We start from the raw sequence: 16,888 nt of genomic DNA on the forward strand, positions 1-16,888 counted from the left end.
TGCGGCAGAGCCCTGACCTGCCCGTGTTCGAACCGGGTGTGGTCGTGACCTGGCACCCTATCGACTCCCCCGCCGCTGCACGAATCTTGATCCTCTTCACCGGTGATCGGCGGAGGCGCCGACTCCCGGGTCGGCACCGAGGGCGGAGCCGCCCGCCGGCACGGCGGGAGGCGGATCCCCCCGAGGGGCTGTCCGGCATTGTCGGCGAGCCACCTTCGGGTCCACTAGCCTGGGCGGCTGTTGCCCACCGAGCCCCAAACGACCGGGAAGAGATCATCGTGACAACCGTCCTCATCGCCGGGGGAGCCGGCTACATCGGCAGCACCGTGGCCTCGGCCTGCCTGGACGCGGGCATCACCCCCGTGATCCTCGACAACCTCGTTCGAGGGCGGAGGGAGTTCACCGAGGGCCGCACCTTCTACGAGGGCGACATCTCCGACGGCCCGCTGATCGACCGGATCTTCGCCGAGCACCCCGACATCTCCGCCGTGGTGCACTGCGCGGCCCTGATCGTCGTGCCGGACTCCGTCGCGGACCCGATCGGGTACTACGACGCGAACGTCGCGAAGTCCCTGGCCTTCGTCGGCCACCTGCACCGCAACGGGTGCGACCGCATCATCTTCAGCAGTTCGGCCTCCATCTACCAGGCCGAGGACGGCTCTGCCGTCAACGAAGACTCTCCGCTGGCCCCACAGAGCCCCTACGCCCGGACCAAGGCCGTGTGCGAGGAGATGTTCGCCGACATCTCCGTGGCCGGGCCGCGCGTCCTGTCCCTGCGGTACTTCAACCCCGTCGGAGCCGACCCCGAACTGCGCACCGGTCTCCAACTCAAGCGGCCCAGCCACGCCCTGGGCGTCCTCATCCAGGCGCACCGGGAAGCCCGCCCGTTCCCGATCACCGGCACGAACTACCCCACCCGCGACGGCACGGGCATCCGGGACTACGTGCACGTGTGGGACCTCGCCGCAGCCCACATCGCCGCGATCGAACGCTTCGACTCCATCCTCACCGACTCCAAGCGCTCGATCGCGATCAACCTGGGCACCGGTTCCGGCACCACCGTCCGGGAACTGTGCGACGCCTTCAACAACGTCGTCACCACACCCCTGGCCACCGTGGACACCGACCCGCGCCCCGGTGACGTCGCCGGCGGCTACACCAAGAGCGACCGCGCAGCCGAACTGCTCGGATGGACACCGAAGCTGTCCCTGGAAGACGGCATCCGCTCCGCCCTGGAATGGATCCCGGTCCGCGACAAGCTGCTCCAGGACTGACCCCGGGGGCATCCCGGTCCGCGGGCGGCGGGATCGCGGCCTGGCGGACGGTCGCCTGACGGCCCGCCATGTACGCCCCGCCTCCCCCGGACTCCGGTGAAGGTCCTGCGGGACTGCTCAGCCCAGCTGCCAGTGCTGGAGTGCGGACCCGGTGTCCGGCTGTTGGGTGGTGCGGGCGCCGTCCTGGGTGGAGGCGGTGGTGAGGAGGAGGCCGCTCTTCTTCGCGGTGACGGTGTAGGCGCCGCCCGGTACCGGGGCGAGGAGCCAGTGCTGGTTGTCGCTGCCCGTGCAGGTCCACTGGATGACGGCGGCCCCGGCGGCGGTGGATCCGCCGGAGACGTCGACGCACAGGCCCGAGGCGCCGTTGGTCAGGGTGTAGCTGCCGTCGGGGTTGGCGCCCAGCTGCCACTGCTGGTTGGCGCCGCCGTGCGTGGTCCAGGTGATGAGCTGGGTGCCGGCGGTGCGGGAACTGCCCGGGTTGTCCAGGGCCTTGCCCGCGGCGGTCAGCGTGTGCGGACCGCCGAGCTGTTCCCCGTAGACCTCGAAGGCGTAGAGCGAGTAGCCGTATGCCGTGCCGCGCTGGGTGGCGTAGAGCCGGACGTAGCGGCCCGAGCCGGCCAGGCCGGTCAGGGTCTCGGTGCCGCCGGTACCGGCGGTGGTGGAGCGCAGGGTGCGCCAGGTGCTCGCGTCGTCCGAGACCTGGATCTGGTACGCCTTGCCGTACGCGGCCTCCCAGCGGAGCACCACGCGGGTCACGGCCTGGGCGGCGCCGAGGTCGACCTGGAGCCACTGGGGATCGGCGTAGGCGCTGGACCAGCGGGTGGCGGGGTCCCCGTCGGTGGCCGCGGCGGCCGGGAAGTCGGCGGTCTCGGTGCTGGAGGCGCTGGTGGGGCGGTTCTGCGCGAGGTCGCCGCTCTGGCCGCCGCCCGGCCAGGCCGGATTGTGGCCCACGGCGGTGACGATCGGGGTGAAGGCGGCGTACGTGGCGACGGGCTTGGGGGATCCCCAGGTCTGCTGGGCGAGGCCGCGCAGCGGGTACATGATGCCGGCCGCGATCTGGTCCTCGGTCTCGGCGCCCGGGTTGTCGCACCAGACGTGGATCAGCGAACCGCGGTTGCGCGACGGGTCGGTGAGGGTGTTGCCGCCCTGGAAGAGGTCGGGGTTCCAGGACTCGTACATCCACTTGGTGTCGGGCTTGGCGCCGCCCAGCACGTAGTAGGTGGGCGTCCAGGACTCGTTGGCGACGGTGTGGCCGGCCGCGGTCAACTGCTGAGGGGTGAGACCGTAGTTGTACCAGTACTCGACGAGGATGCCGGCGTTGGGGGCGACGGTGCCGTCACCGGCCTTGATGCCGTCGTTCCACATGCGGGTGGTCTTGCCGGCCGCGGTGACCAGGGAGTCGGACCAGTTGACGAAGCCGTAGTAGGTGTCCTTGGCGGTGGCGTTCGCGCCGTAGTGGGCGCGGGCGTAGGCCAGCAGTTGCGGGTACTGGCTGTAGTCGGTGACGTATTCGTCCGCTCCGATGTGCCAGTAGGGGGCGGGGAAGAGCGGCAGGTACTCGGTGACGAGGTCCTTGATCAGGGCGTACGTGCCGGGCAGGGAGAGGTCGATGAACTCGGCGCTGGCGGCGCCGGACTTGTTTTTGAGCCTGAGCTCGGGGTGGGCGGCCAGCACGGCGTTCATGTGGCCGGGGGTGTCGATCTCCGGGACGATCGTCACGTGGTAGCGCTTGCCGAGGGCGACCAGGTCGGCGATGTCCTGCTTCGTGTAGTGGTCGGCGGAGACCACCTCCGGGTGGGTGGCGCTCTCCATGCGGAAGCCGAAGGTGTCCGACAGGTGGAAGTGGAAGTAGTTGAGCTTGAGGTAGGCCAGCTCGCGGATGTGCTTCCTGATCCAGTCGACGGTGAAGAACTTCCGCCCCTGGTCGATCATCAGGCCCCGCTCGGGCTTGGCGGGCCAGTCCGCGGCGGTGCCCGCGGGGACGGTGGGCGCCTGGTGAAGCAGTTGGAGGACCGTGCGGGTGCCGTAGAAGGCGCCGGCGGGCGTGCCGGCCCGGACGGTGAGGGCGCTGCCGGCGGTCATCCGGTAGCCCTCGGCGGGCAGGGTGGCGTCCCCGAGGGACAGCGCGATGTCCCCGGCGGCCGGTGCGCCGGTCACGACGGCGACGGTACGGCCGGCCAGGGCGCCGAGGTCCTCGGCGAAGGTGGCCGCCTCCCCCGCCAGCCGGTCGGCGTACGCCGGGTCGACGACGATGCGGGAGGCGGCGCCGAAGGCGTATCCGGTGCCGGTGCCGGCCGTCCACTGGCGCAGGGCGGGTACGGTCTGCGGCGCGCCGGCGGCGGCCGCCACGGTCGCGGGCGCGGCTCGGCCGGGGGCCTGCGCGGCGGCTTGGGCCGTGCCCTGGGCGGGCAGGGTGAGCGCCGCCGCGGCGCACACCGCGGCGAGCAGGAGCCTGAACAGTCGCATGGGTTCCCCTCTGACGGTTGGGAGGGCGGCGCTCGGCCGGGCCGCGGGGCGTCCGGCCACCGGTTCCGGGCGCGCACCAGTGCAGCGCAATTGACGGAGACATGTCAATAGATGCTCGAAACTCCGGGGAATCGAGCAGGATCACGCACGAAGAGGTGACCTCGGGGGACCTCGGGCCATCTCCACTACGGAGAGGAGACCCCGGACCGTCTCCGCAGACGCTCCCGGCGCGGCGCCCGACCGGCCACGGAGCCGGGGCCGCGCACTGCGCACTGCGGACCGCGGACCGCGGACCGCGGACCGCGGACCGCGCCAGAGAAGTCCGGTACGGCGTCCTCCAGATGGCGGGCACCACCGGCCGGCCGCCGAGCGGCGCGATGGACGCGACCATAGATTCGCTCCTGTCATCCCACAGAGGAGCGCCCCATGACAGCGGAGTCCGACAAGGCACTCGTCCGTCGATTCTTCGAGGAGGTGTGGAATCGGAACGATCTCGAAGCGGCGAGGGAGATCGTCCACGAGGACTACGAGTCGCCCGAGGGGCAGACCTTCGCCGGGCTTCCCGGACTCGACATCCTCGCGGCGGACCTGAAGCTGTACGAATCGCTCTACCGCGATCTGAAGTTCACGATCGATCGGATGTTCGTCGAGGACCACGCCGTGTGGACGGTCTGGCAGGCGACGGGCGAGTCGAAGATCCACACCTTCATCGACCGGCAGGGCGAGATTCGGCCGCAGGAGCTGAGTGCCCAAGGCGCGAGCCTGACCGGAGTACGGGACGGCAAGGTCGCCTCGCATCGGCTTCTCTGGCCTCGCTCCCATCCATAGGACGGAGTCAATCCATGGCATCCGGGGAGCGCACCGTGATCGCACTGGAACTCCACCCCAAGAGCGGCGTGACGCCCGAGGACATCGAGAGCGCCGTGGTGAACCACCTGTTCAGCGCCATGCACGAGCTCTTCGTCGGCCACTTCCGACCACCACACCCTTCAGATGTGGGAAGTGCGGCCGGTAACAGGGTCGTGAGAGAGCAGCGTCCGTAGCCCCGGGTCGTAGCGGACGACCTCGGCGGTCAGCAGGGCCGGCCGTTGACTGGCCGTCGCGACCTCGACCAGGAACCGCAGTACGGCTGACACCCCCGCACCGTCGAGCACGTCCTCGGGCCAGACGGAGAACTCGATCTCCTCCTCGTCGCAGGGCAGAGCGAAGAACCACACGGCGCCGAAGCGGGCCCGGAAGGCGAAACTCGTCCCCTGGTCCTCCGACTCGTCCGCCCAGATGCGGAAGAGATCGGCGAAGGCCGGACGCACGGAATCGAGCCGGGGGTAGGGGTGCTCCACTTCGGTCTCGTCGGCCACGACACGCAGGCGTTCGAGGACCGCGATCCACTCGACGCGGGTCACGTCGAGGACCCGGATGTCCCTGAGGCTGCCGTCGAGATGGAAGACCTCGCACATCCACGGCTCGGGCAGGCACTGCGCGCGCGTGCCGTACTCACCGGCATGGACGTCCTCGTGCGTCAACTCGACCTGTCTCCTCGTGTTGATCCCTCCCATGGCACCAAGGTAGAGGCCGTCGGGGACCTGGTCACTTGGACGGGCGCGCAGGCGTGATGGCGGACACGGGCAGCCCGGTCGGCCGTCAGCCAACACCGCAGCTCCGTCCCCGTCCACCGCGCGTCAGGGCGTGTCCACCGAGACGCCGCCGGGCCGGTTCGGGGCGGCGCGGTCGCCGCCGCCGGCCGCCTGACGGGGCGACAGGATCACGACTGCGTATCCGATCGAGGAACGGAGGGGACAAGTCCGTTTTGGGTGTTCGGCTGCATGTAGCGTTCGCGCTCGATCTTGTACTCGTCCCCAAGGAATCACCCATGACCACGCCTCCGCCTCCCGCCCCCGAGCAGCCCCTCGCGCCCGCTGAGCCCGTCCCGACCGCCGAACCCGCCAAGAAGAAGAGCAACATCGGCAAGAAGGCCCTCGGCATCGTCATAGCGATCGCCCTCGCCCTGTTCTGGAAGCTCGGCCTCCCTTACATCACGGGAGACGCCCCGGTGCGCGCCGAGGTCGGCGACTGCGTCACCGTGACCGGCCCGGAGAACGACCCCGACGTCACGAGCAAGGGCTGCACCGAGAAGGTGGCCGACCTGTACAAGGTCGTCAAGGTCATCGACGACACCTTCGACGTCGACAAGTGCGGCACGGTGGCGGAGGTTGCGCTCGCGCAGCAGCTGGAGTCGTACAAGTTCGTGCTCTGCATGAACCCCGTCAAGAACTGACGCCGCGCACCGAAGGGCCGGGCCCGACGGCAACCGCCGACCGGTCCGGCCCTTCGACGCGTTGGTGCGGCGTGACCCACCCCGGTTCGAGTCGCCGTTCCGGTTGCGGCGCAGGTGACCCTTGCCGCTTCCACCGCCACCGCCCGCCGCCCGCCGGGTAGCGCGGCTCCCGGCGTGCCGATCGGACATGGCGGCGCTGCGCGCGCCCGCCGGCGTTCCTACGAAGGGGCGGGAGCAGTGGGAAGCTGTTCGCCGGCCTCCGGTTCCTGGGGTGGTTCGCCGAGCTGGTCGCGAAGATAGTTCCAGACCACGGCGACGAGCGCGGCCGCCGGTACGGCCAGCAGACTGCCCACGACGCCGGCCAGGCTGCCGCCCAGCGTGATCGCCAGCAGAATCACCGCCGCGTGGAGACCGAGGCCGCGGCTCTGGATCATGGGCTGGAACACGTTGCCTTCGAGCTGCTGCACCACGACGATGATCGCCAGCACGATCAGCGCGTCCCTCAAGCCGTTCGACACCAGCGCGATGAGGACCGCGACCAGACCGGCGAACAGGGCTCCCACGATCGGCACGAACGCGGAGACGAAGGTCAGAACTGCCAGCGGCAGCACCAGGGGTACGCCGACGATCCACAGCCCCAGGCCGATGAACAAGGCGTCGAGGAGGCCGACGAAGGCCTGGGACCGGACGAACGAGCCCAGGGTCTCCCAGCTCCGCCGGGCCACGACCGGGATGTCGGTGGCGAGGCGGCCGGGGAGCTGGCGGGTGAGCCACGGCAGGAAGCGGGGGCCGTCCTTGAGGAAGAAGAACATCAGGAAGAGCGCCAGGACGGCGGTGACCAGGCCGTTGAAGACGGTGCCCACCCCCGTGACCACGGTGGAGACCGCACTGCCGACACTGTTCTGGAGGCGGTCCGTCGCAGCGTCGAAGGCTCCGGTGATCTGGTCGTCGCCGATGTTCAGGGGTGGTCCGGCCGCCCACTCGCGCAACCGTTGGATGCCCTCGGACACGCCGTCGACCAGCTCACCCGACTGGGAGGCGACGGGCACGGCGATCAGCGCCACGGTGCCCGCGCCCACCAGGAGGAACAGCACGGTCACCACCGCAGCGGCCAGCGCGGGCCGCCACCCCCGTCGGCGCAGGAACGCAGTCAGTGGCCAGGTCAGGGTGGTGAGGAGGAGGGCGACTATGAGCGGCCAGACGACCGACCACATCCGGCCGAGGATCCACAAGGTCACTGCCGCCATGACCAGGACCACCAGCAACTCGGCGCAGACCCGTGCCGAGGTACGGAGTGCGGCAGCGGCTCTTGTGGAGCTCAATGTGACAGACATGGGGTCACCCTATTCACACGAGCTCCGCTCCCGGGCACTGCCGCTGACGGACGGCCGTACCGGCCTGGAGCGTTGCCCCGGCCGGGGGGCCTGGTGCTCCTGATCACGTGAACGGGCCACAACGGTGCGGCCGTCGTCCACCTGCCCTCGCGCGGTGGCGGCCGTCCCCCTCTCCAACCCGCCGCCATGCAGCATCATGTGGGGATGATCACCATTCATCTGAAGTACGAGATCGACGCGGACAAGCTTGAGGATTTCGAGGAATACGGCCGCCGCTGGGTCGGGCTCGTCAACCGGTTCGGTGGCACACACCACGGCTACTTCCTGCCGAGCGAGGGCGACAGCGACATCGCCTACGCCCTCTTCTCGTTTCCCAGTCTCGCCACCTACGAGCAGTACCGTACGGACAGCGCCACAGACCCGGAGTGCCAGGCCGCCTTCGAACTGGCCCGACGCACCGGCTGCATCAAGCGGTACGAGCGTCGCTTCCTGCGGCCGCTCGACGTCGTGTCCTAGCCAACGGGTCACGGGCACCCGGCGGAGGCGGCCGTGGCCGCGGCACCGATCGTGAGACGGGTGGGTGGGGTCGCCGGCGACGCCGGCAGGGGCAGGGGCGGGCGCCCGGGGCCGCCGGGGGTGACCGAGCCGAGGACGCTGGCGTGCCGGGCGCCGGTGCAGGAGGGGACGGTACCGGCCAGGCCGTGCACGGTGAGCCAGCCCAGGACGGCGAAGGCGTACGCCTCCTTGGCGGCCGACGGCAGGCCCAGTTCGTCCGAGGTCCGCACGGCCACGGGCCCGTCCGCGCCGCCCAGTTCCTCCCGCAGCAGGCGCATCAGCACCGGGTTGCGGGTCCCGCCGCCCGATGCGATGACCTCGGTCGCCCCGAACGGCCGGACGGCGTCGGCGACGGTCCGCGCCGTGAGCCGGGTCAGTGTGGCGACCACGTCCTCGGCGGGCAGCGGCCCGCACCCCTCCAGCGCCGCGCGCAGGTACGGCAGGTGGAAGAGCTCCTTGCCCGTGGTCTTCGGGGCGGGCAGCGCGTAGTAAGGGTCGGCCAGCAGGCGTCGCAGCAGCGGCGGGTGTACGCGCCCCCGCGCGGCGAGCAGACCGTCCACGTCCATCGCGTACGCCCGCCCCGAGGCGTCGAGCCCGGCCGACTCCCGTACCGCGGCGTCGATCAGCGCATTGGCGGGCCCGGTGTCGAAAGCCAGCGGTCCGCCGCCCGCCCGGTCCGACGACACGACCGTCACGTTCGCGATCCCGCCCAGGTTGAGGGCCGCGGACACCCCCGGCCGCCCCCGCAGCCACAGCACGTCGACCGCGCTCACCAAGGGCGCTCCCTGCCCGCCGGCGGCCACGTCCCGGGTGCGGAAGCCCGAGACGACGGGGCGGCCGGTCGCCTCGGCGATCCACGCCGGCTCGCCGATCTGGAGCGTGCCGTGCACCCGGCCGGCCTCGGCCCAGTGGTAGACGGTCTGCCCGTGCGACGCCACCAGGTCGGCCCGCCCCGCGCACAGTTCGGCGTCGGCCCGTACCGCCGCCGCGGCGAAGGCCTGCCCGATGCGCGTGTCGAGCCGGCACACAGCGGCCAGGTCCGTCCGCGCCGGCGGCAGTGCCCGGGCCAGTTCCTCCCGCAGGTCGTCGTCGTAGGCCGTACTGACCATTCCGAGCGGTGTGAGCACCAGCGCGTCCCCGTCGAGGGCGATGTCGGCGGCGGCCGCGTCGATGGCGTCGTACGAGGTGCCGGACATCAGCCCGACCACGCGCAGGGCGCTCACCGCAGCGGTCGCAGGTGGTCGTCGCCGCGCAGGGTCAGCAGCGCGAGGGCACTGACCGCGCAGGCCGCGGCCGCGTAGTGGGCGGGCATGTCGACGTCCCCGGTCCGCGCGACGGCCTCGGTGATGATCAGCCCCGCGCAGCCCGAGAACAGGGCGTTGGCCAGCGCGTACGCCAGTCCGAGTCCGGTGCAGCGCACGCGGGTCGGGAACATCTCGGCCAGCATGGCGGGCCCCGGCCCGCCCATCAGCCCGACGACGGCCCCCGCAGCGAGGAGCGCCGCTCCCTTGACGTACGGTGACCCGCCGACGTCCTGCACCAGGTTCAGCAGCGGCAGTGCGAACACGGCGACCAGCAGCGCCCCCGCAACCATCACCGTCCGGCGGCCGATCCTGTCGCTCACGGCGCCGGCGGGCAGGATCGAGGACGCGAACCCCAGGTTCGCCAGGGCGGTGGCGACCAGCGCCTGTTGGAACGTCGCGTTCAGTGTGCTCTGCAGGTACGACGGGAGCACCACCAGGAAGGTGTAGCCGGCCGCCGACCACCCCATCACCCGGCCGACCCCGAGCACCACGGCCCGGACCGTCCCCCCGCTGCCCCGCCCCGCCGGGCCACCGCACGCCGTGGCACCGGCCGGTCCTTCCCCGTAGGCCTCGGCCGGCGCCTTCCCGCCGACCGTCTCTCCCCCGCAGGCCGTCTCTCCCCCGCCGGCCGCCGCGACCACGACGGGCGGCTCGTCCAGTCGCAGCCGCAGACCCAGGGCGGCGAGCCCCATCGGCAGCGCCAGCAGGAAGGGCACCCGCCAGCCCCAGCCTTCCAGTTGTGACGGGGTCAGCACGCTCGCCAGTACCGCCGCCGCACCGGCGCCCGCGAGCAGCCCCAGCGCCACCGTGAACGACTGCCACGCCCCGTACCGGCCCCGGCGCCCCGGCGGCGCGGACTCGGTCATCAGCGACACCGCCCCGCCGAACTCCCCGCCCGCCGAGAGCCCCTGCAGGATCCGCAGCAGCGTCAGCAGCCACGGCGCCGCCGCTCCGATCGAGGCGTACGTCGGCAGCGCGCCGATCAGAGTCGTGGCGCCGGTCATCAGGCAGACGACCAGGACGAGCGCGGGCCGGCGGCCGACCCGGTCACCCAGGCGCCCGAACACCGCCGCCCCGACGGGCCGGAAGAAGAAGGCGAGGGCGAACGACGCGTACGTCCTGACCAACCCCTCCGCCGCGCTGCCGCCCTCGGGGGTGAAGAAGTGGCCGGCGATGACAGTGGCGAAGCAGCCGTAGACGCCGAACTCGTACCACTCGATGAAGTTGCCGACGGAACCCGCCACCAGCGCCCGGCGCGCGTCGGCCGGACGGGCCGCCCCGGCAGGCCCTGCCACGGGACCGGTGACGGATGTGCTCATGCAGCAAGCGTGCTGCGGGGCGCACCCGCTCCACAAGCCCGGTCCACCATCTGCCGTACACCCGCGCGCGGCCCGCGCGGTCCCCGCAGGCAGTGCCTGTCGCTGGACCAGGCTGCCCGTCCGCCTCCTTCTCGGGCGGCGAGGTGGCCCGGGGTTCCGGTCCGGGGCGGGCCCCGTGCTTTCCCCGACTCCTCACCTCGGATGGTTCACCGTTCCGCGGCCCGCTGTGCGCGGGCTCCGGGGCGGCTCAGCAGGGGCGGGAGGAGGGGCCGTTGAACCGCGCCCAGATCGGCGTCCAGTCGCGGGTGTACAGGACGAGGTTGGCGTCGGTCTGGATCCGCAGCCAGGCCCCTTGACCGCCGCACCCGTTGGTGCCCGTGGCCCACATCGGGTTGCCCACGCCGTCGTAGAGGACGACGTTGCCGTCCCGCTGCATCCACAGCGACGCGTGCGAGGCCCGGGTTCCGGTCTGCCACACGGCCTTGTACGGGCTGCCGTTGTGGTCGTAGAGGACGACGTTCCCGTCGTCCTGGACCCACAGTTCGTACCAGCGGTTGAAGATGATGTTGACGGCGATGTACGTGTTCGGCGTGAGGCACTCTCCGGGGCTGAGGTAGTCGTGGTACCCCCAGCCCTGCGGGGGCGTGGTGCAGCCGTCACCGGGGAACGCCTGCGTCGTCGCACCGCCCGCGGCCGTCATCGGCTGCGAGAGGAGACCCTTCTGCCGGGCTTCTCGCAAGGTCGGAAGGCCCTTGAGGGGTGCGGACGGCAGCGTGGGGACCTCCGCGGTCCCCTTCTTCGGCCGGTCGGACTTGTCGGGACCCGGGTGGGGCGTGTCGACAGTCGTGTGCGAGGCCGGTTGCGAACGGCCGACGTGCGCCGGCGCCTCGGCCCCGGAGGCCGTCGGTACAGCGGTGGCAGTGAGCGCGATCGCGGCGAGCGCGACGCCCACCACAGTTCTTCTGAGGTTCATGCGGTCATGTCACGGCACGGTGTTCAACGGCCGGTCAATGGGTGATAAACGGGTGATCAACGGGCTCCGGGAACGACACGGGGGCGTGGGCAGGGCCTCAGCCGTACACCTGCCACGCGCGTGTCCGGGTTGTCCGACTGGCTGTACCGCCACAGACTGGAGATGAGCGCCCCTCGGGAAGGATCACGGGAGGCAGAGATGAGCGTGCCGATCACGTACGACCTCAGCGGGCCCGGTATCGAGATCAGATACCGCCGTGGTGATCTCACCATCGACGGGGACGACCTTCCACTGGGGCGCCAGCACTTCGTGGACGGCGAGAACCTCACCGCGGTGGCGACCGAGATGGGGACCGAGATCACCGCCGTCATTCTGTCCTCGAGTCGCAACGGCACCAAGATCACCTTGAGGGTGCTGTTGCCGGAGGTGCTCCCCGGGGCCACGACCGAGTCCGAGGTGACCGGTGTGGCGGTCATCACCAGGCAGTTCCGTGACGTGCTCGACGGCCCGCCCGATGTGCTGCAGGAGTACGACGTCCGGCCGCTGACCGGCTCGGTGTCAGGCCCGTAGGCACTCCCCCGCGAAACGCCCATGGTGCCGCCGGGTGACGGCCGCGTCCCGCGTCTGCGGCCGCCATCGGTGCGTGCCGTCCCGTCTGCGCCAAGGCGCGCCTGGCGCTGCTGTGCGAGGTGCGCGGCTGGCCCTGACCGCGGACCGTACGCCCGCAGGAGGCGAGGCGGCCGTGACCGACCGGGCGCGGCGGGGCCCGCCGGCCGTCAGATGGTGAACGGCCGCCGGCGGCGCCCACACCGACGAGGCCCGCCGGAACGTGCTGGCCGACCGCACCGGCTACGACCCCGCCTTCCTCGGCCCGCAGGTGCCGTTGCCGCTCCCGGCGGACCCCGAGATCCGGACCGTGGTGCTCCCGTACACCCCCTTCACGGTCGCGCTGCGGCCGGACCGGCGGCTGGCGGCAACGACAACGGCAACAAGCACCGCAAGGGGTTGGTCCCCGCGCTGGGGACGGGGCCGGGCCCGGGGCCAGGGTCTGGTTCCGGCCCCGGACCGGGTACCGGACTTTCAGGCGGCCGTCTTCAAGAGGGCGGTCGAGTAGCGCCCGCGAGGCCCGCCACGAGGGCTCCGCGTAGAAGTCTCGAACATTGCCGGTAGCGTGATCATCTGCTGCATGGAGCGTCCATGTGTCCCGGCTGGTCCGCGCGAGGGCCTTCCGGCAGAGAGGGAGGGGCCGGCCGTGACGACTGAACTGACGAAGCCCGAGATCGATGTTCCGGAGGGTGACGCACCCACCGAGCTGACGACCCGGGACCTCGTGGTCGGGGACGGGGACGAGGCGAAGCCGGGCCGGGTCGTCCAGGTGCACTACGTCGGGGTCACGTTCGAGACCGGGAGGGAGTTCGACTCCTCCTGGGAGCGGGATCAGCCGTTCAAGTTCGCTGTGGGCGGGGGCAAAGTCATCAAGGGCTGGGACCGGGGCGTGAGGGGAATGAAGGTCGGCGGTCGGCGTGAGATCACTGTTCCCCCGCGTCTCGGCTACGGAAAGCAGTCGCCGTCCCCGTTGATCCCGGCGGGCTCGACACTGATCTTCGTCGTGGACCTGCTCCGCGTCTGGAGCACGCCCACCGGTGGGACACCTGGATCGACCCGCTCGGTCTGACCCACCTGACCGATCAGGGCGCCGAACGTCTGCGCCCCTTGGGGCGTCGCCGCGCTCTCGCCCGCCCTGAGCCGCTCGAGTGACCGTGCGTGTCCTGACGGGCCCGGACGGTCGTGCCGGTTGCCGGTCTTCTCCCGGAGTGCCGCTGCCAGCCGGTCGCGGGCCTCGGTCTGGGCGGCGATCCGTTCGTTGAGGACCGCCAGTCGTTCCAGCGCGACCCGCAGGCCCTTGTCCGAAGGCGGTGCGGCGGCCACATCGCCGTCCAGGCACGGCAGGAACACGCGTACGTCGTCCAGGGTGAGCCCGGCGGCCAGCAGGTGGCGGATGTTGCGAACCCGCACCGCGGCCCGCTCCTCGTAGACGCGGTAGCCGTTGGGGGCCCGCTCCGAGGAGATCAGTCCGGCCTGCTCGTAGTGGCGCAGCGCACGGGCGGACGTCCCGGTCGCCTTGGCCAGTTCACCGATGCGCACCCATCCCACCTCCCGGGCTACTCCTATCACGCGACGACTGCCCCGCCGTCGACGGGGAGCACCACTCCGGTGACGAACGACGCTGCCGGTGCGGCAAGCTGGGTGACCGCCCAGGCCACCTCCTCGGGCCGGCCGATCCGGCCCAGCGGGGTGTGCGCCAGCTGCCACTCCCGTACCGCGGCCATCCGCTCCGGCGTCAGGCCCTGGTGCTCGCCGATGGGGGTGTCGATCGCGCCGGGGGCGACCGCCGCCACCCGGATCCCGCGGGGTGCCAACTCGACCGCCCAGCTGCGGGTCAGCAGCTCCAGGGCGCTCTTGGTCGCCGCCTAGACCGAGCTGCCGGGCCAGGCCCGCTGCCCCACCGACGTACTGACATTGACGATCACCCCGCCCGACTTCTCCAGGGGCGGCAGCGCGGCCTGGGTCAGCAGGATGGGGGCGACGAGGTTGGTGGCGAGCTGAACCTCGATCGTCTCTGGCGTCAGCGTGCCGAGGGCGCCGCTGCGCACTATGCCGGCGTTGTTGACCAGCACGTCCAGCCGGCCGTGCGTCCCGAGCACGGTCTGGACGATCCGGTCGGGCTCGCCCCCGGCGGTGATGTCGGCTGCCAGCGGCATGATCCGGTCGTGCCCGGCAGCGGTCTCCTCGAGCGGTTCGGCCCGCCGCCCGATGGCGACCACGTGGGCGCCCTCGGCGGCGAAGGCGCGGGCGGTGGCCCGGCCGATCCCGGTACCCGCTCCGGTGACGGCGACGACCCTGCTGCTGTGCGTTGCGGTGCTGTTCATGCCGGCCATCGTGCAACCCTGCCGCCAGTGGCAAGGTCAAGCAGCCAGAGTCACGTTCACTTGTACGCCGACAGCCGGTCTGGATGTCGTCGCTGTCCATCCGGTGGTGCGGAGCTGCCGTCGGGCCCTGCCCGCTGTGTGCAGTGCCCTCTTCGACCGGTCGGCCGAACTCCTGGATCCGTGAGATCCCGGCTTCCGGACCGGTGGGGGTGCCGCCCTCGCCGCGCCTCGGTGAACCGGATGTGGGTACGCCACCTCACATTCCCGGTGGCTGCGTCGTCGGACTGATGGGACGTCGAGCACAAGGCACGAGGAACCACCGTCAGGAAGCAGGGGAATCACCATGATGCGAAGAATCGCTTCGTTGCCCAGTGGAAGAGTCGGGAAGTGGGTCGTCCTGGCGCTCTGGGCGACCCTGCTGGTCCCGGTCCTGATGCTGGCCGGCCGGCTCGGCGACGTCGAGAAGAACGACAACTCGGCTTGGCTGCCCGGTAACTCGGAGTCGACCAAGGTCGTCGCCCGGGCCGAGAACTTCCAGCGTGCCGACACCCTGCCCGCGATTGTGATCTACGACCGGCCCGAGGGCGTCACCGCTGCCGACATGGCCGAGGCCCGAGCCGACAGCGAAGCCTTCAAGAGCATAGAGAACGTTGCGGGGCAGCCACAGGGACCGTTGAAGTCCCAGGACGGCAAGGCCATCCAGACGGTGGTCCAGCTCCAAAAGGACAAGACGGGCTGGGAAGGGATCGGCAAGACCGTCGACGCGATGACCGAGGTCGGCGAGGAGAACGCCAACGGTCTCGGCTTCCACATCACCGGACCGGCCGGTCACGCGTCCGACTCGATCAAGGCGTTCAGCGGAGGGGGCGCCCTGACGACGATCACCGCGTTGGTGGTCGTCGTGATCCTGCTGCTCACCTACCGCAGCCCTGTGCTGCCACTGCTGCCGCTGCTGACCGTGGGCGTCGCCCTGGCCACGTCGGAGGCGGTGATCTACCTGTTGGCGAAGAACGCCGGACTCGTCGTCAACAAGCAGACCAGTTTCATCCTGACCGTGTTGGTGTTCGGCGCCGCCACCGACTACGCGCTCCTGCTCATCTCGCGGTACCGAGAAGAGCTGTTGCGGCACGAGGACCGGCACGAGGCGATGGCAGAGGCCCTGTACCGCTCCAGTCCCGCGATCATCGCCAGCGCCGCGACCGTCGCGGTCAGCCTGATGCTGCTGATGCTGGCCACCCTCAGCTCCACCCAGGGGCTCGGGCCGGCCTGCGCCGTCGGCATCCTCGTCGGGCTGCTCGCCATGGTCACCCTGATGCCGGCCCTGTTGGTCATCTGCGGCCGCTGGATCTTCTGGCCGGTGAAGCCGGCCTACGGATCGGCCGAGGCGGTCAAGGAAGGCATCTGGACCCGGGTGGGCACCGGTGTCTCGCGCCGACCGCGCATCGTGTGGATCGGCACCACGCTCGTGCTCGGCATCATGGCGATCGGCGTGTTCGGGCTCAAGGCCGACGGACTGTCCAACAAGGACCAGTTCACCAGCACACCGCAGATGGCCGTCGGCGAGAAGATCCAGTCCGAACACTTCCCGGCCGGGTCGGGCGACCCCGTCCTCGTCGTGGCCGAGGCCGCCTCGGCGGAGCAGGTGCGGACCGCGCTGTCCGGCGTACCGGGAGTCGTCGGCGTCTCCACGCCGATGGTCAAGGGCGGCGAGGCCATCATGCTCGGGGAACTCAAGGACGACCCCAGCAGCAAGACCGCGATGCGCACCGTCGAGCAGGCCAGAACCGCGGTCCACGCGGTCGAGGGTGCGGATGCCCAGGTCGGCGGCAGCACGGCGATCATGCTCGACACGCAGGAAGCGGCCGCCCGCGACTCCAAGGTGATCATCCCCATCGTGCTGGTCGTGGTTCTCCTGATCCTCGCGCTGCTGCTGCGGGCGATCGTCGCGCCGCTGTTGCTCATGGCGACGGTGGTGCTGTCGTTCGGAGCGGCCCTCGGCGTGAGCAGTCTGATCTTCAATCACGTGTTCCACTTCGCCGGCGCGGAAGCCTCCTTCCCGCTCCTGACGTTCGTGTTCCTGGTCGCGCTGGGCATCGACTACAACATCTTCCTGGTCACCCGGGTACGCGAAGTCGCCCTGCTGCACGGCACCCGGCGCGGCGCGCTGACGGGTCTGTCCACCACCGGGGGCGTGATCACCTCAGCGGGTCTGGTGCTGGCCGGCACCTTCGCGGCGATGGCCTCGCTGCCGCTGGTGTTCGCGGCCGAGCTCGGGTTCGCGGTGGCGTTCGGCGTGCTGCTGGACACCATGATCGTCCGCTCGGTGCTGGTCACCGCGCTGACCCTGGACGTCGGTCGGTTGATGTGGTGGCCCAGCAAACTGTTCAGGCGTCACGACACCCCCCAGCCGTCGGCGGTCGAGCCCGACCGCGAACCCGCTCTCCGGGGCGTCTGACAG

General features: G+C 71.0%; 14 protein-coding genes and 2 pseudogenes. 8 read left to right on the forward strand and 8 right to left on the reverse strand.

Features of this window, described 5'->3' with window-relative positions:
- Nucleotides 1-278 precede the first annotated feature (278 nt).
- The gene (galE, locus tag OG764_RS02440) at nucleotides 279-1,274 is read left to right on the forward strand and encodes a UDP-glucose 4-epimerase GalE (RefSeq protein ID WP_328966692.1); all 996 of its coding nucleotides are present in this window, start codon (nucleotides 279-281) and stop codon (nucleotides 1,272-1,274) included.
- A gap of 117 nt (nucleotides 1,275-1,391) precedes the next feature.
- On the opposite strand, the gene OG764_RS02445 is transcribed toward galE, so the two are convergent.
- Nucleotides 1,392-3,740: a family 20 glycosylhydrolase gene (locus OG764_RS02445; RefSeq protein WP_328966693.1), complete on the reverse strand. Its 2,349-nt coding sequence runs from the start codon at nucleotides 3,738-3,740 to the stop codon at nucleotides 1,392-1,394.
- Between the two features lie 426 nt (nucleotides 3,741-4,166).
- Here OG764_RS02445 and OG764_RS02450 point away from each other — a divergent pair, with 426 nt between their 5' ends.
- On the forward strand, nucleotides 4,167-4,568 hold the full coding sequence (locus OG764_RS02450) for an ester cyclase (protein ID WP_328966694.1): 402 nt from the start codon (nucleotides 4,167-4,169) through the stop codon (nucleotides 4,566-4,568).
- Between the two features lie 161 nt (nucleotides 4,569-4,729).
- Here the strand turns inward: OG764_RS02450 and OG764_RS02455 are convergent, their stop codons facing one another.
- Complete coding sequence (locus OG764_RS02455; protein WP_328966695.1) at nucleotides 4,730-5,296, reverse strand: hypothetical protein; 567 nt, start codon at nucleotides 5,294-5,296, stop codon at nucleotides 4,730-4,732.
- A gap of 314 nt (nucleotides 5,297-5,610) precedes the next feature.
- On the opposite strand from OG764_RS02455, the gene OG764_RS02460 reads away from it, so the two are divergent.
- On the forward strand, nucleotides 5,611-6,015 hold the full coding sequence (locus OG764_RS02460) for an LppU/SCO3897 family protein (RefSeq protein WP_328966696.1): 405 nt from the start codon (nucleotides 5,611-5,613) through the stop codon (nucleotides 6,013-6,015).
- A 218-nt stretch (nucleotides 6,016-6,233) separates the two neighbouring features.
- Here the strand turns inward: OG764_RS02460 and OG764_RS02465 are convergent, their stop codons facing one another.
- Nucleotides 6,234-7,349, reverse strand: coding sequence for an AI-2E family transporter (locus OG764_RS02465; protein ID WP_328966697.1), 1,116 nt, complete (start codon nucleotides 7,347-7,349; stop codon nucleotides 6,234-6,236).
- A gap of 204 nt (nucleotides 7,350-7,553) precedes the next feature.
- Here OG764_RS02465 and OG764_RS02470 point away from each other — a divergent pair, with 204 nt between their 5' ends.
- Nucleotides 7,554-7,865 (forward strand): NIPSNAP family protein, encoded by a 312-nt coding sequence (locus OG764_RS02470; protein ID WP_328966698.1) that lies wholly within the window; start codon nucleotides 7,554-7,556, stop codon nucleotides 7,863-7,865.
- 8 nt (nucleotides 7,866-7,873) lie between these two features.
- On the opposite strand, the gene OG764_RS02475 is transcribed toward OG764_RS02470, so the two are convergent.
- The 3 genes from OG764_RS02475 to OG764_RS02485 all read right to left on the reverse strand — a co-directional run bounded on the left by OG764_RS02475 (nucleotide 7,874) and on the right by OG764_RS02485 (nucleotide 11,500).
- Nucleotides 7,874-9,118 carry an anhydro-N-acetylmuramic acid kinase gene (locus OG764_RS02475; protein WP_328972857.1) on the reverse strand — a complete coding sequence of 415 codons (1,245 nt, stop codon included), beginning with the start codon at nucleotides 9,116-9,118 and terminating at the stop codon, nucleotides 7,874-7,876.
- Between the two features lie 5 nt (nucleotides 9,119-9,123).
- A complete protein-coding gene (locus OG764_RS02480) occupies nucleotides 9,124-10,527 on the reverse strand; it encodes an MFS transporter (protein WP_328966699.1) in 1,404 nt (467 codons plus the stop codon).
- 247 nt (nucleotides 10,528-10,774) lie between these two features.
- Entirely contained in the window at nucleotides 10,775-11,500 is a 726-nt protein-coding gene (locus OG764_RS02485) for a hypothetical protein (RefSeq protein ID WP_328966700.1), read from the reverse strand.
- A gap of 198 nt (nucleotides 11,501-11,698) precedes the next feature.
- Between OG764_RS02485 and OG764_RS02490 the strand changes: the two genes are divergently transcribed.
- From OG764_RS02490 to OG764_RS02500, 3 genes are all read left to right on the forward strand, one after another.
- On the forward strand, nucleotides 11,699-12,070 hold the full coding sequence (locus OG764_RS02490) for a hypothetical protein (RefSeq protein ID WP_328966701.1): 372 nt from the start codon (nucleotides 11,699-11,701) through the stop codon (nucleotides 12,068-12,070).
- Nucleotides 12,071-12,329: 259 nt separating this feature from the next.
- Complete coding sequence (locus OG764_RS02495; protein ID WP_328966702.1) at nucleotides 12,330-12,614, forward strand: hypothetical protein; 285 nt, start codon at nucleotides 12,330-12,332, stop codon at nucleotides 12,612-12,614.
- Nucleotides 12,615-12,764: 150 nt separating this feature from the next.
- Nucleotides 12,765-13,175, forward strand: coding sequence for an FKBP-type peptidyl-prolyl cis-trans isomerase (locus tag OG764_RS02500; protein ID WP_443056177.1), 411 nt, complete (start codon nucleotides 12,765-12,767; stop codon nucleotides 13,173-13,175).
- A gap of 116 nt (nucleotides 13,176-13,291) precedes the next feature.
- On the opposite strand, the pseudogene OG764_RS02505 reads toward OG764_RS02500, so the two are convergent.
- Nucleotides 13,292-13,645: pseudogene (locus OG764_RS02505) on the reverse strand (MerR family transcriptional regulator); the annotation flags it as partial.
- Between the two features lie 26 nt (nucleotides 13,646-13,671).
- Nucleotides 13,672-14,439 (reverse strand): annotated as a pseudogene (locus OG764_RS02510) (SDR family NAD(P)-dependent oxidoreductase).
- A 334-nt stretch (nucleotides 14,440-14,773) separates the two neighbouring features.
- Between OG764_RS02510 and OG764_RS02515 the strand changes: the two are divergent.
- On the forward strand, nucleotides 14,774-16,885 hold the full coding sequence (locus OG764_RS02515; protein WP_328966704.1) for an MMPL family transporter: 2,112 nt from the start codon (nucleotides 14,774-14,776) through the stop codon (nucleotides 16,883-16,885).
- Nucleotides 16,886-16,888 lie beyond the last annotated feature (3 nt).

Origin of the sequence: Streptomyces sp. NBC_00239, assembly GCF_036194065.1 — a bacterium.
In the GTDB taxonomy this organism is placed as follows: Bacteria; Actinomycetota; Actinomycetes; order Streptomycetales; family Streptomycetaceae; genus Streptomyces.